General features: G+C 67.1%; 21 protein-coding genes. 13 read left to right on the top strand and 8 right to left on the bottom strand.

Going from position 1 to position 21,920, the window contains the following annotated elements:
* Positions 1–159: 159 nt before the first annotated feature.
* The 4 genes from MRBLMC3_RS18510 to mprF are packed head-to-tail and all read left to right on the top strand — an operon-like array spanning position 160 to position 5,496.
* A complete protein-coding gene (locus MRBLMC3_RS18510; RefSeq protein WP_363831160.1) occupies positions 160–948 on the top strand; it encodes an AcvB/VirJ family lysyl-phosphatidylglycerol hydrolase in 789 nt (262 codons plus the stop codon).
* A 41-nt stretch (positions 949–989) separates the two neighbouring features.
* A complete protein-coding gene (locus tag MRBLMC3_RS18505; RefSeq protein ID WP_133653509.1) occupies positions 990–1,433 on the top strand; it encodes a DUF2147 domain-containing protein in 444 nt (147 codons plus the stop codon).
* Positions 1,430–2,854 (top strand): virulence factor family protein, encoded by a 1,425-nt coding sequence (locus MRBLMC3_RS18500; protein WP_363831157.1) that lies wholly within the window; start codon positions 1,430–1,432, stop codon positions 2,852–2,854. Before MRBLMC3_RS18505 ends, MRBLMC3_RS18500 begins: the two co-directional genes overlap by 4 nt.
* Positions 2,851–5,496: a bifunctional lysylphosphatidylglycerol flippase/synthetase MprF gene (gene mprF / locus MRBLMC3_RS18495; RefSeq protein WP_363831154.1), complete on the top strand. Its 2,646-nt coding sequence runs from the start codon at positions 2,851–2,853 to the stop codon at positions 5,494–5,496. The genes MRBLMC3_RS18500 and mprF overlap by 4 nt, the downstream gene beginning before the upstream one ends.
* Positions 5,497–5,647: 151 nt before the next feature.
* On the opposite strand, the gene hisN is transcribed toward mprF, so the two are convergent.
* Entirely contained in the window at positions 5,648–6,433 is a 786-nt protein-coding gene (hisN, locus tag MRBLMC3_RS18490) for a histidinol-phosphatase (protein ID WP_363831151.1), read from the bottom strand.
* Positions 6,434–6,561: 128 nt separating this feature from the next.
* On the opposite strand from hisN, the gene MRBLMC3_RS18485 reads away from it, so the two are divergent.
* Together MRBLMC3_RS18485 and MRBLMC3_RS18480 are read left to right on the top strand one after the other, a co-directional pair.
* Positions 6,562–6,990: a VOC family protein gene (locus MRBLMC3_RS18485; RefSeq protein WP_363738855.1), complete on the top strand. Its 429-nt coding sequence runs from the start codon at positions 6,562–6,564 to the stop codon at positions 6,988–6,990.
* 157 nt (positions 6,991–7,147) lie between these two features.
* Positions 7,148–7,384 carry a hypothetical protein gene (locus MRBLMC3_RS18480; RefSeq protein ID WP_133653506.1) on the top strand — a complete coding sequence of 79 codons (237 nt, stop codon included), beginning with the start codon at positions 7,148–7,150 and terminating at the stop codon, positions 7,382–7,384.
* A gap of 90 nt (positions 7,385–7,474) precedes the next feature.
* Here MRBLMC3_RS18480 and MRBLMC3_RS18475 read toward each other — a convergent pair whose 3' ends face one another.
* Positions 7,475–8,410, bottom strand: a complete 936-nt coding sequence (locus tag MRBLMC3_RS18475) for a ribose-phosphate pyrophosphokinase (RefSeq protein WP_133653505.1) — start codon at positions 8,408–8,410, stop codon at positions 7,475–7,477.
* Between the two features lie 117 nt (positions 8,411–8,527).
* Between MRBLMC3_RS18475 and MRBLMC3_RS18470 the strand changes: the two genes are divergently transcribed.
* Both MRBLMC3_RS18470 and gltX read left to right on the top strand, forming a co-directional pair.
* On the top strand, positions 8,528–10,189 hold the full coding sequence (locus MRBLMC3_RS18470; RefSeq protein ID WP_363831148.1) for an NAD+ synthase: 1,662 nt from the start codon (positions 8,528–8,530) through the stop codon (positions 10,187–10,189).
* Positions 10,190–10,194: 5 nt separating this feature from the next.
* Positions 10,195–11,523 carry a glutamate--tRNA ligase gene (gene gltX / locus MRBLMC3_RS18465; RefSeq protein WP_363831145.1) on the top strand — a complete coding sequence of 443 codons (1,329 nt, stop codon included), beginning with the start codon at positions 10,195–10,197 and terminating at the stop codon, positions 11,521–11,523.
* Between the two features lie 62 nt (positions 11,524–11,585).
* On the opposite strand, the gene MRBLMC3_RS18460 is transcribed toward gltX, so the two are convergent.
* From MRBLMC3_RS18460 to hemC, 4 genes are all read right to left on the bottom strand, one after another.
* On the bottom strand, positions 11,586–12,335 hold the full coding sequence (locus MRBLMC3_RS18460) for an esterase/lipase family protein (protein ID WP_363831142.1): 750 nt from the start codon (positions 12,333–12,335) through the stop codon (positions 11,586–11,588).
* Between the two features lie 125 nt (positions 12,336–12,460).
* Positions 12,461–13,345, bottom strand: a complete 885-nt coding sequence (locus MRBLMC3_RS18455) for a hypothetical protein (RefSeq protein WP_414714664.1) — start codon at positions 13,343–13,345, stop codon at positions 12,461–12,463.
* A gap of 10 nt (positions 13,346–13,355) precedes the next feature.
* Positions 13,356–14,024, bottom strand: coding sequence for a uroporphyrinogen-III synthase (locus tag MRBLMC3_RS18450; RefSeq protein ID WP_363831139.1), 669 nt, complete (start codon positions 14,022–14,024; stop codon positions 13,356–13,358).
* Positions 14,021–14,959, bottom strand: coding sequence for a hydroxymethylbilane synthase (hemC, locus tag MRBLMC3_RS18445; protein WP_363831136.1), 939 nt, complete (start codon positions 14,957–14,959; stop codon positions 14,021–14,023). Before hemC ends, MRBLMC3_RS18450 begins: the two co-directional genes overlap by 4 nt.
* 45 nt (positions 14,960–15,004) lie before the next feature.
* Here hemC and tsaD point away from each other — a divergent pair, with 45 nt between their 5' ends.
* From tsaD to MRBLMC3_RS18430, 3 genes are all read left to right on the top strand, one after another.
* A complete protein-coding gene (gene tsaD / locus MRBLMC3_RS18440; protein WP_133653498.1) occupies positions 15,005–16,039 on the top strand; it encodes a tRNA (adenosine(37)-N6)-threonylcarbamoyltransferase complex transferase subunit TsaD in 1,035 nt (344 codons plus the stop codon).
* On the top strand, positions 16,036–17,022 hold the full coding sequence (locus tag MRBLMC3_RS18435) for an NAD(P)H-dependent glycerol-3-phosphate dehydrogenase (RefSeq protein ID WP_363831132.1): 987 nt from the start codon (positions 16,036–16,038) through the stop codon (positions 17,020–17,022). Before tsaD ends, MRBLMC3_RS18435 begins: the two co-directional genes overlap by 4 nt.
* Before the next feature lie 87 nt (positions 17,023–17,109).
* Positions 17,110–18,606 (top strand): lipopolysaccharide biosynthesis protein, encoded by a 1,497-nt coding sequence (locus tag MRBLMC3_RS18430; protein ID WP_363738873.1) that lies wholly within the window; start codon positions 17,110–17,112, stop codon positions 18,604–18,606.
* Positions 18,607–18,653: 47 nt separating this feature from the next.
* Here MRBLMC3_RS18430 and MRBLMC3_RS18425 read toward each other — a convergent pair whose 3' ends face one another.
* On the bottom strand, positions 18,654–19,655 hold the full coding sequence (locus MRBLMC3_RS18425; protein ID WP_363738875.1) for an adenosine kinase: 1,002 nt from the start codon (positions 19,653–19,655) through the stop codon (positions 18,654–18,656).
* Positions 19,656–19,765: 110 nt separating this feature from the next.
* Between MRBLMC3_RS18425 and MRBLMC3_RS18420 the strand changes: the two genes are divergently transcribed.
* Positions 19,766–20,446, top strand: coding sequence for an EI24 domain-containing protein (locus tag MRBLMC3_RS18420; RefSeq protein WP_363831129.1), 681 nt, complete (start codon positions 19,766–19,768; stop codon positions 20,444–20,446).
* A complete protein-coding gene (locus MRBLMC3_RS18415) occupies positions 20,443–20,817 on the top strand; it encodes a hypothetical protein (protein WP_363831126.1) in 375 nt (124 codons plus the stop codon). Before MRBLMC3_RS18420 ends, MRBLMC3_RS18415 begins: the two co-directional genes overlap by 4 nt.
* A 35-nt stretch (positions 20,818–20,852) precedes the next feature.
* Here MRBLMC3_RS18415 and queG read toward each other — a convergent pair whose 3' ends face one another.
* A complete protein-coding gene (gene queG, locus MRBLMC3_RS18410) occupies positions 20,853–21,902 on the bottom strand; it encodes a tRNA epoxyqueuosine(34) reductase QueG (RefSeq protein ID WP_363831124.1) in 1,050 nt (349 codons plus the stop codon).
* Positions 21,903–21,920 lie beyond the last annotated feature (18 nt).

The raw sequence follows: 21,920 nt of genomic DNA, 5'->3' as shown, positions 1-21,920 counted from the left end.
CTGTTTTCATTTTCCGCGATTTCCTGACCGGCGATCAGTTCCGATCGGCTGGAAATCGCTCTAGGCTGGGTGGGTGACTCCATGTTCGCCCTTGCTCATGCTGACCGGATTTCAGCTTCCATCCCTTGCCATGGTCCGTTCTGTCCCAGGGGGCGATGGATGCTGAAACAGCGCCGCCATGGTGGGGCAGGGCGGCCCCGGCGACGGGTTCGTCTGGCCCTGGCGGTGATTGCCGTCCTTGCCGTCGCGGGCGCGGCCTATTGCCGTTATCTGGGCTATCCCGACGGGCAGCTCTTCACCGTCCTTCCGGCACAATCGCCCCGGCAGGATGGTACGGTCGCGGTCTTCTTCTCCGGTGACATGGGATTCAATACGGGCATGGGGCCGGTCATCGCCGGCCATGTGGCGCGACAGGGCGTTCCGGTGATCGGGGTCAATTCGCTGACAGCCTTTGCCCGCCGCCGCTCGCTGCAGGAAAGCGCGGCTCTGGTGGAGCAGGCGGCACGCCGCGCCCTCTCGCTGCCGGGCGCGCGCAGGCTGGTGCTGGCCGGGCAATCCTTCGGCGCCAATATATTGCTCGCCGGGCTGGAGCGCCTGCCGCCCCGGTTGCGGTCCCGCGTCGCCATGGTCGTGCTGATCGTCCCGGCCGACACCATGCTGTTTCGCGCCACGCCGGGCGGCGTGTTCGACTTCGGCGACGACGGCCCGGCTACTCCCGTCGCCCGGGCACTGGATTGGGCCCCGGTATTGTGCATCCACGGTATCGAGGAAAGCGGGAGCCTCTGCCCCGGCTGGCGCCAGTCCAATGTGCGCGTCATCGGCCTGCCCGGCGGCCATTTCCTGGACGATAATTCGCAGCGGGTGGCGGAAACCCTGCTGCGTGCCTTGCCTGCCGCGCCGCCGAACATTGCCAAAAGTTCAGGCAGCGCAGAGCCTCCCGCAATCTGAATGCGCCTAGGACGGTGATTGATCGGGAAAGGAGAGGGCATATGAGGGTGGGGAGGCTTTGGGCATTGATGGCATTTCTGGTGGCGGCCGCGCCCCTGTCGGCTGCGCCGGTGTCCGCTGCCCACATCCTTGCTCCGCCGCCTGAAGGCATGTGGCTCAGCCCGCACAACAATGTGGCCGTGCGCACCGGCGCCTGCGGGGATCGGCTGTGCGGCTGGATCGTCTGGGCCGACCGCGAGGCGCAGGCCGACGCGCGCGACGGCGGCACCGCTCGGCTGGTCGGCACCGAATTGCTGGAGGATTATCGCGCCGAGGGCGAGGGCCAATGGCGCGGTACTGTGTTCGTCCCCGATCTGGGACGTCGTTTCAGTTCGGAAATCAGCCTGCTTTCACCGGGTCAGTTGCGGGTCAAGGGCTGCATATTGGGTGGCCTCATCTGCAAGTCGCAGCTCTGGACCAGGATTGAACGGTTGCCGGTGCAATGATGATCGCCGTTCGCCGCGCCCGTCTCTGGCTCGTATCCGCTTTCCTGGCGGCGGCGGCATTGCTTCTGTCGACCTCCAACGCCGCCAATCCGGCGCGGGCGGCCGCCGATCCGCTTCCGGGCGCGGCAGGGCCGGTGGTGCAAAGCCAATATGATCTCCCTCCCATGGGCCGGATCATGGTCTATCGGCCGGCGGGCGTGCCCAGCGGAGTCGTGCTGTCGCTGTCGGGCAGCGACGGCTGGGACGATGAAAGCGCTGACGTCGCCCGCGCCCTGTCGGCACGCGGCGCGCTGGTAGCGGGGATTTCGACACCGTCCTTCCTCCAGGCGTTGCAGGCGACGCACCGCTGCATCAATCCCAATTACGGGATCATCGCGCTGGCTCGCGACCTGCAGCACCGGCTGGCCCTGCCCATGTACGACAAGCCGATCCTGATCGGCCGTGGCGAGGGGGCGGCTCTGGCCTATGCGACGCTGGCCGCCGGACCCGATGGCGCGTACAAGGCGGTATTGTCGCAGGATTTTACGCCCCTTCTGAACGGCGGAGGATCCTGGTGCCGGTCCGGCAGCCTGAAGGCCGCGATGATGCGCCAGGGCCGTGGCTTCGCCTTCGCGCCCAGCCGCCGCTTGCCCTCACCCTGGATTGCCCTGGCCGAAGTCCATGCGAGTCCGGCGCTGCGCCGGTTCGTTGCCCACACCGGCAGCGGCACGCTGGTAACGGCGGCAAAGGGGCAGGGGGAACTCGCCCTGCTCTCCCGCATTCGGCCGTTCCTTGCCGCGCAGCCCGTCGACGCGGCTTTGCCCAGCGGGTTGCCGCTCAATATCGTCGCCGATGCCGCCGCGCCCAGGACAGACATGATGGCGGTCCTTTATTCGGGCGACGGCGGCTGGGTCGGGCTGGACAAGGACGTCGCGGGCCAGCTCGCCCGTGGTGGCATCCCGGTCGTCGGCGTCGACAGCCTGTCCTATTTCTGGAGCCAGCGCACGCCCCAGGGGGCTGCCCATGACCTGAGCGCGATCATCCGGGGCTATTCGCGTCACTGGCACCGGCCCCGCATCCTGCTGGTCGGATACAGCTTCGGCGCGGACGTGCTGCCCTATATCGTCGGTGGCCTGCCCGCGGCCCAGCGCGCCCAGGTGCAGCGCCTGTCCTTGATGGGGCTCAGTCCCACCGCCGATTTCCAGTTCCATCTGAGCAGTTGGCTGAACATGGATTCGGATAGCCAATATCCGACCATCCCCGCCATAGAGCGGCTGCGCGGCGTGCCCATGCTGTGCGTGCGCGGAACGCTGGAGAATGACAGCGCCTGCCCCTCCATCCCCGCCGGACTGGCGCAGATGGTGGTGGTGCCCGGCGGCCATCATTTCGATCGCAACGCTCCGCTGCTGGTGAGCCACATGCTGCAGGGGCTGGCGATATGATCGCGCTCGACCGGATCAGGGCGTGGAAGGGACCGCTCATGGTGGTCGCCATGCTGGCGGTGGCGGCGATCGGACTGGCGGCGCTGCACGGCCTCTTGGCGGAAGTGCGGCTGAAGGACATCCGCCATGCGGTGCACATGATCCCGGACTGGCGGCTGGCGTCGGCGCTCGCGCTGACGGCGGTCAGCTATGTGGCGCTCACCTTCTACGATTATGTCGCATTGCGCATCGTCGGGCGGCCCCTGCCGTGGCGGACGGCCGCTCTGGCGTCCTTCTGCAGTTACACGCTCAGCCACAATCTCGGCCTTTCGCTGCTGACCGGCGGATCGGCACGCTATCGCATCTACACCGCCGCCGGGCTGGAGGCCGGGGACATAGCGCGCATCATCGCCTCTGCCGGCCTGTCCTTCTGGGGCGGCGTATTCCTGCTGGCGGGCGGTTTGATGCTCGTTCATCCCGCCGACATCGGGTTCGTCGCCGGGGCGGTGGGCATGCCGCTGCAGAGGCTGGCGGGCGGGGCGATCCTGCTGGCCGCTGTGGCTGTCCTGTTCCTGCTTGCCCGCCCCGGCCGCGCCCCGCGCCTGTTCGGCTGGCGGATCGCCCTGCCGACGCAGGGGCAGGCGCTCGCCCAGGTCGGGGTCGCCTGCATCGATCTCGCCGCCGCCAGCGCCGCGCTCTTCATCCTGGTGCCCGGCATCGCCCCGACGCTCTATCCCACGCTGTTCCTGGCCTATGCGCTGGCGATCATTGTCACCCTGGTCAGCCATGTGCCCGGCGGGCTGGGCATATTCGAGGCGGTGATCGTCGCCACCCTGCCCGATGTGGACCGGCCCAGCCTGCTGGCCGCGCTGATCGCCTATCGCCTGATCTATTACCTGATCCCGCTGCTGCTGGGCGTCATCGCCATCGCACTGCATGAAGGCAATGGCTGGCGTCATCCCGTCGGCCGGGTGCTGGGCGGGGCCCAGGCCGCGGCATCGGGCATGGCGCCCCTCATGCTGTCGCTGCTGGTCGCCGTGGGCGGCGTGATCCTGCTGATTTCGGGCGCGTTGCCCGCGATCCAGCAGCGCATGCTCATCGTGACCGGCTGGCTGCCGCTCAGCTTTATCGAGGCGTCCCATTTTGCCGCCAGTATCGTCGGCACGCTGCTGATCCTGCTTGCCTCGGGCCTCTATCGCCGGCTCGATGCGGCTTTCTGGATGACGCGCGCCTTGCTGCTGGCAGGTGCGTTCTTCTCGCTGATCAAGGGGCTCGACTATGAGGAGGCGAGTGCGCTGCTCCTTATCGCCGCGCTGCTGCAATGGACGCGGGGCGCCTTTTACCGCCGCACCAGCTTCATGGCGGAGGCGCTGACCCCTGCCTGGATCGCGACGCTGGCGGTAGCGGTCGGCCTGTCGATCTGGATCGGCTTCTTCGCCTACAAGCATGTCGATTACCAGAACGACCTGTGGTGGCATTTCGGCCCGCACGCCAACGCCGCCCGCTTCCTGCGCGCGGGCCTTGCCAGCGCTGTGCTGGCTGTCGGTGCCGCCTTTTGGCGCATGTTCCGTCCCGCGAACGCACCGCGGCCGATCGATCACCCGTCAACCACGGCCAGCGGCGATGCGCTGCTGCTGGCCGAACGGACAGATGCCCTGCTGGCGACCACCGGGGACAAGCTGTTCCTGACCTCCGCCACCGGACGGGCGTTCGTCATGTACCAGGTGCAGGGGCATAGCTGGATCGTCATGGGCGATCCGGTCGGTGACAAGGCGGAATGGCCCGACCTGCTGTGGCAACTGCGCGAGCGCGCCGATGCCGAACAGGGTCGCCTGCTGCTCTACCAACTGAGCCTGGATGCGCTGCCCCTGGCCATCGACCTGGGCCTCGCCATCGTCAAATATGGCGAGGAGGCCCGCGTCGACCTGCATCATTTCACGCTGGAGGGCGCCGACGCCAAGCCGCTGCGCTATGCCGAGCGCCGCGCCATGCGCGAAGGGGCGACGTTCGAGATCGTGCCCGCATCCGCCGTTCCACCGCTGCTGCCGGAATTGAAGGCGATTTCCGACCAGTGGCTCGCTGCCAAGGGCCATGGCGAAAAGGCCTTCAGCGTCGGTCGTTTCGACCCGGACTATATCGCCGCCTGCAACTGCGCGCTTGTCCGGCAGGAAGGGCGCATCGTCGCCTTCGCCAATATCTGGGAGACGACCAACCGCCGCGAACTGTCGGTCGACCTGATGCGCCACGCAGCGGAGATGCCCTATGGCACGATGGATTTCCTGTTCATCCGCCTGATGCAATGGGGACGAGAGCAGGGCTATGACTGGTTCACCCTGGGCATAGCGCCGCTGTCGGGCATAGAGGCGCGTCGTCTTTCCCCCTTCTGGGCCAAGGCAGGCGCCTTCTTCTTCCGCCATGGCGAAAGCTTCTACGGTTTCGAGGGGCTGCGCGCCTATAAGGACAAATATGCCCCGCGCTGGGAACCGCGCTTCATTGCCGGACCGCGCGGCATCTCCCTCTCCCGGGCGATGATCGATCTGCAGAAGCTGGTGGGCGGCGGTCCGGGGAGTTCCGCGACGCGGACAAGGCGGCGGCTATCCACCGTCCGCGACAGAGAGCAACGCCAACCGGCTGCGGAAGAAGAAGTCGTCTATATGGAATGATCAGGCGCTAGGACAGATCGACATTCAGATGATGACGAGCCGAAAATGGTGATTTTTCGTGACCTGGCGCGCAGCGTACTTCCAGTAGGTGAGCACCGGAAGCGCGAAAGGCCGCCATTTGCAGGCCGTCAGGGCTGAATGCCGATCCGTCCTAATGATGGTCGTGCCCCTCGGCCAGCGCCTCCAGCACATCGTCGAGGCGCGCGGCATCGCCCAGCGCGATGACCTGGCCGTCGCTGTCATGGGTCAGGGGTTCGCCGGCCCAGTCGCACATGCGACCGCCCGCGCCCTCGACCACCGGCACCAACGCGGCCAGGTCGTGCAATTTGAGGCCCGCTTCGACCACGATATCGACATGGCCGGACGCGACCAGTCCGTAATTATAGCAATCCCCGCCCCAGACCGTGTCCCGGCATTGTCCCGCCAACCGGGAAAAATGCTCCCCGGTGCAGCCTGGAAACAGTTGCGGCGCGGTGGAGGCCAGGATCGCCTCTTCCAGGGCGCGGCAGGGGCGCGTCGTCACCGGCTTGCCGTTGAAGGTCGTCGGCTGCCCCATCATCCCGGCCCAGCGCTCGCCGGCGATGGGCTGGTCGATGATGCCGACGGTGGGCCAGCCCGACTGGGTCAGCGCGATCAGCGTGCCAAAGATCGGTCGCCCCGCGATGAAGCTGCGCGTGCCGTCGATGGGATCGAGAATCCACACCCGCTCCGCATCCTCGCGGACCGCGCCATATTCCTCCCCGATGATGCCGTCCTGCGGCCGTTCCTTCTCCAGGATCGCGCGGATCGCCGCTTCCGCCGCCCGGTCCGCCTCCGTCACGGGGGACTGGTCGGATTTGAATTCCATGTCGTAGCGCGCGCGGAAAAAGGGGCGGATCGCCGTGCGGGCGGCGTCGGCAAGGCGGTTGGCAAGGGCCAGGTCGTCGCGGGTCGTCATGCTGCCCGCCTAGAGCATTTTGTCGCCCGGCGGAACGGTCGACGGCCGGAAAATGCGTAAACATATGTCGCGATGCGCGCGCCAAGAGGATAGGTTGGGCCTTCCTCGATCCTTGAAGGAGGGATGTGATGCCCGGTTCTCCCGTCATCCCCGGCCTGCGCTATGCCGATGCGCCCGCCGCCATCCGTTTTCTCTGCCAGGCATTCGGTTTCGAAGTGCAGGCCAGCTATGAGGATGCGGACGATCCGCACATCATTCACCACGCCCAGCTGGTGCTGGGGGAGGGCATGGTGATGCTGGGCAGCGCTCGCGACGGCGAGGCGGAGTCGCTCTATCGCTGGACCACTCCCAGGGAATTGGGCGGCGTCACCACCTGCATCTATGTGATCGTGCCCGATGCCGACGCCCATTGCCTCCACGCCCGGAACGAAGGCGCCGTGGTGGTGACCGAGCCGCATGACAATGACGGCTATCCCGGACGCGGCTATGAAGCGCTGGACCCGGAAGGCAATATCTGGAGCTTCGGCACCTACGATCCCTGGACGCATTCCGCATAGGGCGGGGTTCGACCTGGTTGAATCAGATCGCGGCTCCAGATTCCTTGTTTTCCGCGATTTCCTAACCGGCGATCGGTTCCGGCCGCCTGGAAATCGCCCTAAACTTCCCCCGTTTCGCGCCGTCCTACGCCTTCGACATGTCTTGAAGGAGTTGCAGGTGGCGCTGGTCGGCTGGATTGTGAGTTTCATGGCCCTGTTCGGGGGGCTGGCGCTGTGGCAGGACATGCCGGCCGACGGTTCGCCCGCATTGGCGAACATCCTGTTCATGCTGGCTCTGCTGACCTGCCCCTGGCTGTGGCGCGACAAGCCGCTGGGCATATCGCTTAGCCAGCGCATCTTCCTGGCCATGGCGCTGGTGTGCAGCCTGCCGCTGCTGCTGTTTCCGCGCAATTGAGCAAAGTCGCGCCGCCCGATTTCCGCGAGCAGGCCAAAAAAAAGCCGCCGATGATCCATCGGCGGCTTTTTTTGGTCCTTTGAAACGATCTCAGTCGAACAGGCTGGAAACCGAGCTTTCGTCCGCGATGCGCTTGATCGCCTCGCCCAGCAGGGGTGCGATCGGCAGATGACGGATGCTCTTGGCGCCGCAGACCGCATCGGTGCCCTGGATCGAGTCGGTGATGATCAGTTCCTTGAGTTCCGACGCCTCGACCCGAGCCACCGCGCCGCCTGACAGCACGCCATGGCTGACATAGGCGACCACATCCTCGGCCCCTGCCGCCTTGAGCGCGCCCGCCGCATTGCAGAGTGTCCCCGCCGAATCGACGATGTCGTCGATCAGCACGCAGAAGCGCCCCTTCACGTCGCCGATGATGTTCATCACTTCCGATTCGCCGGCGCGCTCGCGGCGCTTGTCGACGATGGCGAGGGGGGCGTTATCCAGCCGCTTGGCAAGGGCGCGGGCGCGCACCACGCCACCCACGTCCGGCGACACGACCATCAGGTTGCGGTCGCCGAAGCGCGCCTGGATGTCGGCCGACATGACCGGCGCACCGAACAGATTGTCGGTCGGGATATCGAAAAAGCCCTGGATCTGTCCGGCGTGGAGATCCACCGACAGGACACGGTTGGCGCCCGCCGTGGTGATGAGATTGGCGACCAGCTTGGCCGAGATCGGCGTGCGCGGGCCGGGCTTCCGGTCCTGCCGGGCATAGCCGAAATAGGGGACGACCGCCGTGATTCGCTTGGCCGATGCGCGTTTCAGCGCATCGATCATGATCAGCAGCTCCATCAGATTGTCGTTCGTCGGATAGCTGGTCGACTGGATAACGAACACGTCCTCGCCGCGGACATTCTCATGAATTTCCACGAAAACCTCTTCGTCGGCGAAGCGGCGGACGCTGGCGTCGGTCAGGGGAATCTCGATATAGTCGGCGATGGCGGCCGCGAGCGGCTTGTTGGAATTGCCGGTCATGAGCTTCATGGCCAAACCCCCGTGACAAAATGGTGACGCTGTCGGAACGCGGCCCCTTTAGCGGCGGAGGCCCGTCCTGAAAAGGCGCTTTTGCGCGCCGTCGCAAAATGCTCTAGGGCCGCGCGCATGACCGACAAACTCGTGATAGCCCTGGCCCAGATGACGCAATCGGTGGGCGACCTGTCCGCCAATGCCGATGCGATGCTGGAATGGCGGGCGCGGGCCATGGGCGCCGACCTGATCGTTTATCCCGAATTGCAACTGATCGGCTATCCGCCCGAGGATCTTGTGCTGAAGCCGGCGCTGGTGGAGCGCGCCAATCACGAGCTGGACCGGTTGGCGCAGGCGACCGCCGATGGCGGCCCGGCCATGCTCGTCGGCACGGTCGTGGCGTCGCAGGGCGTCCTGTTCAACGTCGTCGCCCTGCTGGAAAATGGCGCGGTTACCGCCATCCGGCAGAAGCGGGAGCTGCCCAATTATGGGACGTTCGACGAAAAGCGCCTGTTTGCGCCCGGCCCGTTGCCCGCACCCATCGATTTCCGGGGCGTCCGGATCGGCGTCCCGATCTGCGAAGACATCTGGTTCCCCTTCGTCACCGCCCATTTGCGGGCCGAAGGCGCCGAAATCCTGATCAGCCCCAACGGATCGCCGTTCGAGGTGGACAAGGACGACCGCCGCATCAACGCCGTCGCCGGCACGCGGGTCCGCGAAACCGGCCTGCCACTCGTCTATCTGAACCGCGTCGGCGGGCAGGACGAACTGGTGTTCGATGGCGCCTCCTTCGTGATGAACGGCGACCTCAGCCTGGCGCAGCAGCTTCCCGACTGGGAAGAGGCGCTGGTCCTGACGCACTGGGAAAAATGGGATGGCCAGTGGGTCTGCCTTCCCGGTGAGTGCCATGTGCTCGATGATCGTCCTGCCGACATCTACAACGCCATGGTCCTGGGCCTGCGCGACTATGTGAACAGGAATCGCTTTCCCGGAGTGGTGCTCGGCCTGTCGGGCGGCATTGATTCCGCCTTGTCCGCCGCCGTCGCGGTCGATGCGCTGGGCGCCGACCGGGTCTGGTGCGTGATGATGCCCTCGCGCTTCACCAGCCGGGAGAGCCTGGACGATGCCATCGAATGCGCCCGCCTGCTGGGCGTCCGCTACGACAGCATTTCCATCGAACCGGCGGTCGCAGCCTTTGATTCCATGCTGTCCGACGTCTTCGACGGTCGCCAGCGCGACCTGACGGAAGAAAATATCCAGTCCCGCATCCGCGGCGTGACGCTGATGGGCCTGTCCAACAAATTCGGCCATATGCTGCTCACCACCGGCAACAAGAGCGAGATGTCGGTCGGTTACGCCACCATCTATGGCGACATGGCGGGTGGCTATTCCGTGTTGAAGGACGCCTACAAGACGACGGTGTTCGACTTGAGCCGCTGGCGGAACGGGAATGTCCCGTCGCTGGGCGAGGCGTTCGGCCCCATCGGCCCCGTCATGCCGGAACGCGTCATTACCAAGCCGCCCAGCGCCGAACTGCGCGACAACCAGAAGGACGAGGACAGCCTGCCCCCTTATGAGGTGCTGGACCCCATACTCTATGGCCTGGTGGAGGAGGAACTGTCGGCCGAGCAACTGGTCGCTCGCGGATTCGAACGCGACACCATCGCCCGTATCGAGCGGCTGCTTTATGTCGCGGAATATAAGCGCCGCCAGTCGCCGCCCGGCGTGAAGCTCGGCATCCGCAATTTCGGCCGCGACCGCCGCTATCCGATCACCAACGCCTTCCGAACGCTGTAAACCGCATGACAGTCATCACCCGTTTCGCGCCGTCCCCCACCGGCAACCTCCACGTCGGCAATATCCGCGCCGCGCTGCACAACTGGCTGTTCGCGCGGAAGAATGGCGGCCGGTTCCTGCTGCGCCTCGACGACACCGATGTTGAGCGTTCGCGACCCGAATATGCCGACGGCATCAAGGCTGACCTGAGCTGGCTGGGCCTCCATTGGGACGGGGAGGAGAGGCAGTCCGATCGCTTCGCCCTCTATGAAGAGAAGTTCGAAGCGCTCAAGGCGTCGGGCCATGTCTATCCCGCCTATGAAAGCGCGCAGGAACTGGATCTGCGCCGCAAGGTGCTGCTGGGCCGCGGCCTCCCGCCGGTCTATGACCGGGCGGCGCTGTCGCTCGACGCCGGCCAGATCGCCGCCTATGAAGCCGAAGGACGCCGGCCGCATTGGCGCTTCAGGCTGGACCATGACCTGCCCATCGCCTGGACCGACCTGATCCGCGGCGACCAGCGCTTCGACCCGAAGCTGCTGTCCGATCCCGTGATCCGCCGCGCCGATGGAAGCTGGCTCTACATGCTCCCGTCGGTGATCGACGACATCGCCATGGGTGTCACCCATGTTCTGCGCGGCGAGGACCATGTGTCCAACACCGCGACCCAGATCCAGATGTTCGCCGCCCTGGGCGCGCCACTGCCCGCCTTCGCCCATGAAGCGCTGCTGACGGGCAGTGAGGGCAAGCTCTCCAAACGCCTGGGATCGCTCGGCGTCGCGCATTTTCGCGAGGTGGGCCTTGAACCGATGGCCGTCGCCTCCCTGCTGGCGCGGCTGGGCAGTTCCATGCCGGTGGAACCCTTTACCGACCTGCAGCCGTTGATCGACAGCTTCGACTTCGCTCATTTCGGCCGCGCGCCGGCGCGCTTCGATGAAGGGGAATTGGCGTCCCTCAATCAGAAGATCGTCCACTTGCTGCCCTATGCCGCCGTCGCCGATCGCCTGCCCCAGGGGATGGACGAAGCGGCCTGGGATGCCATCCGCCCCAATCTGGAAACGTTGGCGGGGGCAGCCGACTGGTGGCGGATCGTCACTGGCCCGATCGATGCGCCGGCCCCGATGGACGAAGATCGCGATTTCCTTGTCCTTGCGCATGCCCGGCTGGCCGAGGCGAGCTTTGACGCCGCCGTCTGGCGGACCCTGACCGAAGCGCTGAAGGCCGAAACGGGCCGCAAGGGCAAGGCGCTGTTCCTGCCGCTGCGCCGCGCGTTGACGGGACTGGACCATGGACCGGACATGGGCCAGCTGCTGCCGTTGATCGGGCGGGAGGAAGCCTTGGCGCGTTTGGCGGCCTGAAGGGGCTATTCAGCCGGTGCTAGGCTTGCCACCAGGCCGCCATCATCCGCCGGCCGAAAACCTCAGCGCCGCATAAGCTCCAGCGCGCGACCGACGGCCAAAATCCCTTCCGGCGCGGCCGCGAAGCCCATATGGGTGCAATCGACCTCCATAGCCCGGTCCCGCTCGCCCACGCGCCCCCTGGCGCATTCCGGCAGGATCACGCCGTCTCGTCGGGACCAGAGCGCAACCGTCGGCACGGGCGGCTTCTCCTCGCGCCGGCAGGTGAAGGGCGGCCGGTCGACCGGGAAGCCGGAAACAAGTTGATAGAGGCGCCATGCATGATTGGCGCGCGGATCGCCCGAAAAGGGCGTGCCCATCGTCACCACGCCGTTCACCTTGTCCGTGGCATATTTGGCATATTCCCGCGCGAACAGCCCGCCCAGGCTCCAGCCCACCAGCGTCACGGGCGTTCCGCTCGCCCGCCGGATCGCTTCCACCCGGCGATCAATCTGTTCCAGACTGTCCGGCCTGGGCCCGAAATTGCGGCCCATGCCCCAGCCATGCGCCTTGAAGCCCGCCGCGTTCAGCACGGCGCGCAAGGGCTCCATCCGCTGCTCGCTGGCGAGCAGGCCGGGGATCAGCAGGATTTGCCGTCCATCGCCACGGATCGCCTGCGCCAGTTCAGATGCTTGCGCGCGCGTACGCGCCAGATCGAAGGGAACCGACGCATTGCCCAGCAGGTGCTGGAGGGAGGGCCGCTCGGCCGCGCGGGGACCGCTCGCCAAACGGCTCTTCCAGAAACTGGCAATGGCGTCGGCGTAGGGCGGCACGAAAATATCTTCCTTTTCCCAGCAGGAAAAATGACATTCTCATGACACAGGCTCCCAAGTCCATGGACATTCGTCCACAGGCATGAACGGTTCGCCGTTTGTGACAGTGCCTTTTTGGGGAAGGATCAGGGCGCCAGCGGCGACGTCTGCGCCACTGTCCCGCCATCGGCCGCCCGCAACTGGCGCGGCTCCAATATGGCGGCGGTCTCGATCAGGTCCAGAGCTCGCCGTGCTTCCATGTAGCGGCGCGCATATTGCATCCAGCCGCCGGCCGCGGCGCGTCCCGGCATCTGCTCCACCTCCGCCAGTGCCGCGTTCACGCGTGCGCCGTCCAGATAGCGGAGTGCCCGGTCCAGCGCTGCCTGCGGCCGGGGAGAGGGCGTGGACGCCCGGTGAATGGTGATGATCTCCCGCGCCTCATGTTCCAGCGCTTCCCACCAGCTTGCGTTCGCGGGGGGGACGGTGACCTGATCGGCGAGGGCGGTCAGCCCGGCGCGCAGATCGGGCAGCGTCACCGGTTCCCGCGCCGCGTTGATGATCGTCGCGACGGCACGCGGCTGCGCCTGTCCAAAACGCAGGCGCAACTGACCCTCGATATAGCCGAGCGGCGCCCCGCTATCCAGCGCCCGGCGGGCCGCGAAGGCGACCAGCAGACCCTCTGCCCGGGCCGCATTGCCCGATGCTGCCTGCGCTTCCACCGTGATGCGGTTGAGCCGTTCCTCAAGCTGCACGACCCGCGCGTCCAGCATCTGCCCGGCATCGGTGGAGAGCGGGCGCATCGGTACACCCGGCGCGATGGTATTCAGCAGGGGATCGCTTTGCATGGACGCTTGCTGCGGCGCATTCCATCGCTGGATGCGCGGCAGGGCGAGAACGGTCAGCACGACCCCGATGGCAAAGGCAAGCAAGACCAGCAGCACCAGCAGCCAGGATCCGCGCCGCGCGGGGCGCGTTGCCGCCGCGCCGCCGGGCGGGCCATCCGTGTCGCTCATCAAGGGCTTTTCTTCCATATGCAGCGGATCATTCGCACAATCGGACGGCGAGGGCCAGCATCCTCTCATCATCAGGCTTTTCCGGAGCCTGGGCGCTGGCCCAGCCGGTGCCGCAAGCCGCCAGCGCGGCGGGGCTGATCGCGATCAGGTGCAGGAACGCGCGCTGCCCCGGCCCGACATGCCGCGCCAGCAGCTCACCGGCGCGAGGAGAGTGGACCAGCAGGATGCTGTCAGCCTCCAGGCGTTCCGCCAGCCCGTCATCGCCGGTCCGCAGCATTTCATAAACGACGACCCGATCGATCCGCAGCGCGCCCGCATCGATCGGCGCCACCGTCCGTCCGGCCAGGTGCAGCACATGGCCATGGCCGTCCGCCGCGATCCGCCGCGCAATGGCGGTGCCGTCACCGTCCCCCGCGACAATCCGGGCGAAACCCGCTTCCTCCAACGTCTTCGCCGTCGCCCGGCCGACCGCATAAGCGGGCAGGTTCCGATAAAGCGCCAATGATGGCCCCGCCAACCGGACCGCATTGGCGCTGGTCAGCAACAGGGCGTCGAACCTTTCCGGGGCCGGGGCGTCCCATTGCAGCGCCTGGGGCACGAACAGCGGAAAGATGCGGGTTTCAAGTCCCAGTTCCGCCGCCCGTTCCGCCGTCCTGCCCGCCCCCGGTTCGGGCCGCAGGATGACGACTTGCCTCACGCTTCGAACAGTGCGCGAAGCGCGGGACTGGCGCGATCCAGCAGCCCGCGTCCCATATCCCCGGCCGCGGCGGCGTCGTTCCGGCTGATCCGCAGCGAATCGCTGACCGTCTCCCGCCCGTCGGGGCTGATGATCTCCGCCCGCAGATGGATCTGCCCATCCTCCAGCCGCGCCAGCGCCGCGATCGGCGAATGGCATGTGCCGCCCAGCCCGGCCAGCACCGCGCGCTCCGCGATTACGCAATCGAAGGTGTCGGCGTCGCTGATCGCCGCCAGCAGTTCCAGCATCGCTTCATTGGTGCTCAGCGTCTCCATGCCCACGGCGCCCTGGGACGGCGCGGGCAGCATGACCTCGACAGGGATGGTGACGCCCACATCGCCCTGGTCCAGTCGGTCCAGCCCGGCCGCCGCCAACAGGGTCGCGTGCGCCTCTCCTCTTTCCAGCTTGGCCAGTCGGGTAGCGACATTGCCGCGGAACAGGATGACCTCCGCGTCGGGGCGAAGCCGCTTGACCTGCGCCGCCCGGCGGGGGGAGCTGGTGCCCACCACCGGCCTTTCCGGGAGCGCCGCGAAACTCTCCGCGCCCACCAGCCGGTCGCGCACGTCGGCGCGGGGCAGCATGGCGGCGATCCGGATTTCGGCGGGGCGGATGGTTTCCACATCCTTCATCGAATGCACCGCGAAATCGATCTCGCCGCTGGTCAGCGCGCGGTCCAGCTCCTTGGTCCACAGCGCCTTGCCCCCGATCTCCGCAAGCGCCCGGTCCTGGATCCGGTCGCCGCTGGTCTGCACCACGACGATCTCGATCGCGCCTTCATCCCAGCCATGATGGGCGCGCAGCGCCGCCATCGTCATATGCGCCTGCGCCAGCGCAAGCGGGGAACCGCGCGTGCCGAGGCGCAGGGGCGTGTGGGGCGGACGGGAAGGCTTTTGCATGATCCCGCTTGCTCTAATGACCACGGGCATTAGATGGAAGCGGCAATGACGATCATCCTGGGCCTGGAATCAAGCTGCGACGAAACTGCGGCGGCGCTGGTGACGGGGGAGGGCAGGATACTGGCCCACCGCCTCGCCACGCAGGAGGAGGCGCATCGCCCCTATGGCGGCGTCGTCCCCGAAATCGCTGCCCGCGCCCATGTCGAAGTGCTTTCGCCCTTGATAGAGGCGGCGCTCAAGGACGCCGACCTCACCCTCGCCGATGTGGACGTGATCGCCGCCACGGCCGGTCCCGGCCTGATCGGGGGCGTGATGGTCGGCCTCGTCACCGGCAAGGCGCTTGCCCATGCCGCCGGCAAGCCCCTGATCGCGGTCAACCACCTCGAAGGCCATGCCCTTTCGCCGCGCCTGGCCGATCCGACGCTGCAATTCCCCTATCTGCTGCTGCTGGTGTCGGGCGGCCATTGCCAGTTGCTGCATGTGCGCGGGCCGGGCGATTATGCCCGCCTCGCCACGACCATAGATGATGCGAGCGGAGAGGCCTTCGACAAGACGGCGAAGCTGCTTGGTCTGGGCTATCCCGGCGGCCCGGCGGTCGAGAAGGCCGCCGCCGCGGGCAATCCGAAAGCCGTCCCCCTGCCGCGCCCGCTGGTCGGCACGGTCGAGCCGCATTTTTCCTTCGCCGGCCTCAAAAGCGCGGTCATGCGTGCCGCCCAGTCCGGTCAATATTCGACCGGGGACATTGCGGCCAGCTTCCAGCAAGCCGTCATCGATTGCCTGGTCGACCGCACGGAGCGGCAGTTGGCCGGCCTTCACGACATCACCGCCCTCGTCGTCGCGGGGGGCGTCGCCGCCAACCAGTCGATCCGCGCCGCGCTGGAAGCGCTGGCCGCCCGGCACGACCTGCCCTTCGTCGCGCCGCCGCTCTGGCTCTGCACGGACAATGCGGCGATGATCGCCTGGGCCGGGGCGGAACGCTATGCGGCGGGGCTGATCGACGATCTCACCGTTCCGGCGCGCCCGCGCTGGCCGCTGGACCCCGGCGCAGAAAAGGCGCGCGGCGCAGGAGTGAAAGCATGAACGCCCCCTCCCTGAAAGCAGGTGTGATAGGCGCCGGCGCCTGGGGCACCGCGCTTGCCCAGACGCTGGCGGCGGACGGCCAGCATGTCCGGCTTTGGGCGCTGGAATCCGAAGTGGTGGCGGCGGTCAATGGAGAGCGCCAGAACCCGCTCTATCTGCCCGCCATCCCGCTCAGCGCCTCGATCGAGGCGACCGGCGACATGGCCGCCATGGCCGACCGCGACCTGTTGCTGATCGTCAGCCCTGCCCAGCATCTGCGCGCCGTCGTGGCGCAGGCACCCGCGGGCACGCCGCTCATCCTCTGTTCCAAGGGGATCGAGGCGGGGACCAGCCTGCTGATGTCCGAAGTGGCGAGAGAAGCGCAGCCGACCTCGCCCATCGCCGTCCTTTCCGGGCCGACCTTCGCCCATGAAGTCGCGAAGGGCCTGCCGACCGCGATCACGCTGGCCTGCGCCGACGCCGGTCTCGCCGCGACGATCGCCGCCCGCATCGCGCGGCCGGCCTTTCGCCCCTATCTGTCGGACGATGTCGTCGGCGCGGAGATCGGCGGCGCGGTGAAGAACGTGCTCGCGATCGCCTGCGGCGTTGCGGAGGGCGCGGGCCTGGGTCTCAACGCCCGCGCCTCGCTGATCAGCCGGGGATTTGCCGAGATGACCCGCTTTGGCCTGGCCAGGGGCGCGCGCGCCGAGACACTGGCGGGTCTGTCCGGGCTGGGCGATCTCGTCCTTACCTGTTCCTCGACCAACAGCCGAAACTTCTCGCTAGGCAAGGGGCTGGGGGAGGGGCAGGCGGCCGCGGCCCTGCTCGCCAACCGCCGGACCGTCGCGGAAGGGGCCTTTACCGCGCCCGTGCTGCGCGAGGCCGCTCGCGCCGCCCATGTCGAAATGCCCGTGGTCGAGGCGGTCTGCGCCCTTCTGGAAGACGCGGCGCCGCTTGCCCAGGTGATGGATGCGCTGCTCGCTCGCCCGCTGCGCGCCGAATAAATTCATCGCCCTATCATCATTTATTGCTACAGTCCGGCTCCACAAGATGACGCAACGGTCTTGAGTTCACAGGGGGATCATAGGTTTTTGGCGGCTGAAGAGGCCTCTCCGGCGCAGCAGGATGATATTGCGGCGCTCGCCAAGGGTGGACGGACCAATGTGTTCGGTTTCCTGCTCCGCCTTGCGGCGCGCCTGCCGTTCCTGTTCATCGCCGGGCGCTGGTATGGGGCCGATGCTCTGGGCCGCTTCGCCTATGCGGTGCTGGTGGTGGAATTCATCGCCCAGCTCGCGACGCTGGGCCTGAAGCGCGGCCTCGCGGGCGCGCTGACCCAGACCCGGCGGCCGCACAGCCATGTCGTGACCGACGCCATGGTGGTGACGTTGATCGCTTCCCTCATGGGCAGCGCGATCCTGGTCGCCATTCCCCAGGCCATGTTCCCGAACAGCGGCATCAACGGCCTCGACCGGCTGCTCGCCCTGATCGTGATCGCCGTCGCGGGGTCCGACGTGGCGCTGGCCGCCTGCGCCTACCGCTTCGACATCGGCGCCACGGTGCGCGCGCGATCGATCATAGAGCCGTGGGCGATCAGCATCGGCGCCTTTGCCTTTGCCTTCTATTCGACCCGCGACGGCCTGATCCTCTCCTACGTCCTCTCGATGGTGTCGGCGCTCGTCGCCTCCATCATCCCGATGACCCGCCATTATGGCATCCCCTATGGCTGGCGCCCCGATGTCGGCAGGCTTTGGCGCCTCGCCCGCCGCAATCTCCCGCTGGCGGCCGCGGACGGCGTGGAATGGGGGTCGCGCCGGCTCGACATGGCGATCCTTGGCCTGTTCGTCAGTCCGGCGGTCGTCGGCATCTATTATGTCGCCCAGCAGGTCGCATCCCTGCCCCAGAAACTGAAGACCAGCTTCGACCCGATCCTCGGCCCCGTCATCACGCGCAATCTTTCGGAGGGCAATCTGACCGCCATAGCCAGGCAGGTGAGCCAGGTGGGCTTCTGGATCATCGCGGCGCAGGCGGGCATCGCGCTCGCGCTGGGCATTCCGGGTGAAGCGGTCATGGGTCTTGTTGGACCCCATTTCGTCGGCGGAACCGGCGCGCTCGCCTTCCTGCTGCTGGCCGAAGTCGTGGCGGCGACCGCCGTCGTCAGCGAATCGGCGCTGGTCTATATTGCGCGCCATCGCAATCTGATGATCTCGCTGCTGATGATCGGCCTGCAGGCGGCGCTCAGTTTCGCCCTGATCTTCGCCGCGCGGCGCCTGGGCCTGAGCGACATGGCCGTCGCCGCCGCCCCTGCGCTGGCGCTCAGCATCGCGCTTGGCGCCAGCGCGCTGGTCAAGGCGCGCCTGCTGTCGAGGCTGCTGGGCGCGAAGGTCAATGCCTGGCGCTGGCCGCTGCTCAGCGCTTCCGGCGTAGCCTGCATCGTCGGCGCGGCTTTCGTCGCGCTGCCGCCTCATTTCGAATGGATGGAACTGGTCTTCGGCGTCTTCACCATTCTTGGCGTCTATGGCCTGGTCATCTGGCGCTGGGGTTTCGGCCCCGATGACCGCGCGCTGTTCCGGAAGCAGAAGGCCGCCTGAATCGACCGCCTCGTGCTCCTGCCTGCGCAGGAGCACGTCCCGCATCCTCAGCCCAGCGTCTTTGCCCGGATCGCCTTCAGATCCTCCTCCGGCCGCGCACCCCAGTGGGAGATCACTTCAGCCGCCGCAGCAGCGCCCAGCTTCAGGCATTGGTCGACATCCAGCCCCTCCAGATGGCCCGCCAGGAAACCTGCCGCGAACAGGTCGCCCGCACCGGTCGTGTCGATCACTTCTGCAACCGGCGCGGCATGCGCCTCGTACCGCGTGCCGTCGACCACGGCGATCGCGCCCTTCTCGCTGCGCGTGGAGACCAGCACCGGAACTTTCGCGGCCACGGCCGCCACGGCGGCTTCGAAATCGTGCAGCCCCGCCAATGACTGGATCTCGCCTTCATTGGAGAAGAGAATGTCGATGAGCCCTTGATCGATCAATTCGATGAAGTCGGCGCGATGACGGTCGATCACGAAATTGTCCGACAGGGTGAAGGCGACCTTCCGCCCCGCGCCCCGCGCGGCGTCGATGGCCGCCCGCATCGCCGCGCGCGGCTGCTCCGGATCCCAGAGATAGCCTTCCAGATAGAGGATCGAGGCGGAACGGATAAGGTCGAGGTCCAGCGCGGCTTCTGGCAGGAATTGTGATGCGCCCAGAAAGGTGTTCATCGTTCGCTGCGCGTCGGGCGTCACCAGGATCAGGCAGCGCGCCGTCGGCACGTCCCCCTGCATCGTCGGCGTGTCATAACGGATGCCCAGCGCGCGCACGTCATGGGAGAAGACGGCGCCGAGCTGATCGTCATTGACCTGTCCGATGAAGCCGCATTTCTTGCCGAACGCGGCCAGGCCCGCCAGCGTGTTCGCCGCAGATCCGCCGCTGATCTCCTTGCCCGCGCCCATGTCGGCATACAGGCTCTCCGCCGTCTCCGCGTCGATCAGCTGCATGCCGCCCTTGGTCAGCGCATGTTCGGCGAGGAAAGCGTCGTCGCTCCGGGCAAGCACGTCGACAATGGCATTGCCGATGGCGACAACATCAAGCGTGGGGGCAGCAGCAGTCACGCAAAATCCTTCGTGAATGAGGGGAAAAATCCCGCCGTCTCTATCGATCCGGGGCGCGGCGCGCAACGGCGCTGATTGACGCTGGGCGCAGAGGCGGGAATAGCTGTGCCATGGTCCTTGCCGCCGCCCTCCGCGCCTGCCCCTCGATCGTCCATGGCGCCTCGCTTCGCCTGCTGGTCAAGTCGCTGCTGCTGACCCTGCTGATCTTCGCGCTTCTCGCCACCGCATTGTGGGCGGGCGTTCACGCGCTCCGCCAGCATCAAGGCTGGATGCCGGGCGTGGGCTGGGGCGGGCTGGCGGAGGCGACCGCGACCGCGCTGATCGTGATCGCCGCCGGCTGGCTGCTGTTCCGCGCCACCGCCATGGCGATCATGAGCCTGTTTGCCGACGACATCGTCATTGCCATCGAACGGGACAGCTATCCGGCGGCGGCGGCCCGCGCCCGGCCGGTCGGCTGGGGCCGCAGCCTTCGGCTCGCCCTGCGCTCCATCCTGCGGACTGTCGGCTGGAACCTGTTCGCTTTGCCGGCCTATCTGCTGCTGCTGGTGACGGGCGTCGGCACGCTGGGCCTGTTCCTGGTCCTGAACGCCGCCCTGCTGGGCCGCGACATGGCCGACATGGTCGAGCCGCGCCATCCCGACCTGCCGCCTATCCCGCGTGGCAGCCGGTGGCTGATGGGCCTCGCTTCGGCGCTGATCTTCCTCGTGCCGGTGCTCAACCTGCTTGCACCGATCTGGAGCGCCGCTATGGCGGTCCACATGCTGCACGGTGCCCGAAGGAACATGCCATGACCCGTCCTCATCCGGCGCTCGTCCTGGCTTCGCTCTTGACCCTCGCCGCCTGCGGAGGGGTGGTGCCGTCGCCTGCGGCCCAGATCACCCGCCCGCCTGTCGGTCCGCCGGCCAGCGCCTTCACCCGTCCCGGTCCGCTGATCGGGTCGGACGCGAAGCAGCTCATGCACCTGTTCGGCCAACCCCGGCTCGACATTCGCGAAAGCACCATGCGCAAGCTGCAATTCGCCAATGGCCGCTGCGTGCTCGATGCCTATCTGTACCTTCCGCCACAGGGAAAAGAGCCGCTCGTCACCCATGTCGATGCCCGCACGCTGACCGGCACGGATGTCGATCCGGCGAGTTGCTCGGCCGCGCTGCAGGGCAAATAGCGCATCCGCCTGGCGCACCCGGAGCAGCTTTCCAGCTATTCCCGCTCCAGCCGCTCGATCGCCCAGCGCGCCGCCTCCGCGACGACGGCATCCTCATCTTCGGTCAGCGGACGCAGCCGCCCGATCAATCCCCTGTCACCGCTGTTGCCCGCCGCGATGGCGGCATTGCGCACCATTCGGTTGCGTCCGATCCGCTTGATCGGGGAGCCTGCGAATATCTCGCGAAAGCCCGCATCGTCCAATGCCAGCAGGTCGCCCAGTTCCGGCGCCGCCAGTTCCGCCCGCCCGACAAAGGCGCGGTTCGCGGCCGCGACCTCCGCGAACTTGTTCCACGGGCAGACGGCCAGGCAATCGTCGCAGCCATAGATGCGGTTGCCGATCCCGGCGCGCAACGCCTCCGGGATCGGGCCCTTATGCTCGATGGTGAGATAGGAGATGCACCGTCGCGCATCGACGACATAAGGCGCCGGGAAGGCGTCGGTCGGGCACGCCGCCTGGCAGGCGGTGCAACTGCCGCAATGGTCCTTTTCCGGCATGTCGGGTGCCAGCGCGATCTCGCTGTAGATTGCCCCCAGGAACAGCCAGCTTCCATGCGTCCTGCTGACCAGATTGCTGTGCTTCCCCTGCCAGCCCAGGCCAGCCGCCTCCGCCAGCGGTTTTTCCATGACCGGGGCCGTGTCCACAAAGACCTTGAGCGCGCCCGGCTGCTGCTCCACCAGCCAGCGGGCGAGGGCCTTCAGCCCCTTCTTGACCACGTCATGATAATCGCGCCCCTGGGCATAGACGGAAATACGGCCGCGATCACGCACATCGGCCAGCGCCAGGGGATCGCGCCCCGGCGCATAGCTCATGCCCAGCATGATGACGCTTCGCACGTCCGGCCACAGCGCCTGCGGCGATCCGCGCTGCCCGGCGCGCTCCGCCATCCACAGCATGTCGCCATGATGGCCGGCATCCAGCCATTGCCGCAGCCTTTCGGCCGAACGCGGCGCGGCATCGGCCGGCGCGATGGCGCAGGCGGCAAAGCCCAGCCGCAGCGCTTCGGCCTTCAGCCGCTGTTCCAAGGTTTCATTTTGCGTTGGCATGCGATGCGATTATCAGAG

This window comes from Sphingobium sp. LMC3-1-1.1, from assembly GCF_040676285.1.
GTDB lineage: Bacteria > Pseudomonadota > Alphaproteobacteria > Sphingomonadales > Sphingomonadaceae > Sphingobium.
The sequence above is the reverse complement of the archived record's forward strand: the minus strand, read 5'-3'. Positions and strand labels throughout refer to the sequence as shown.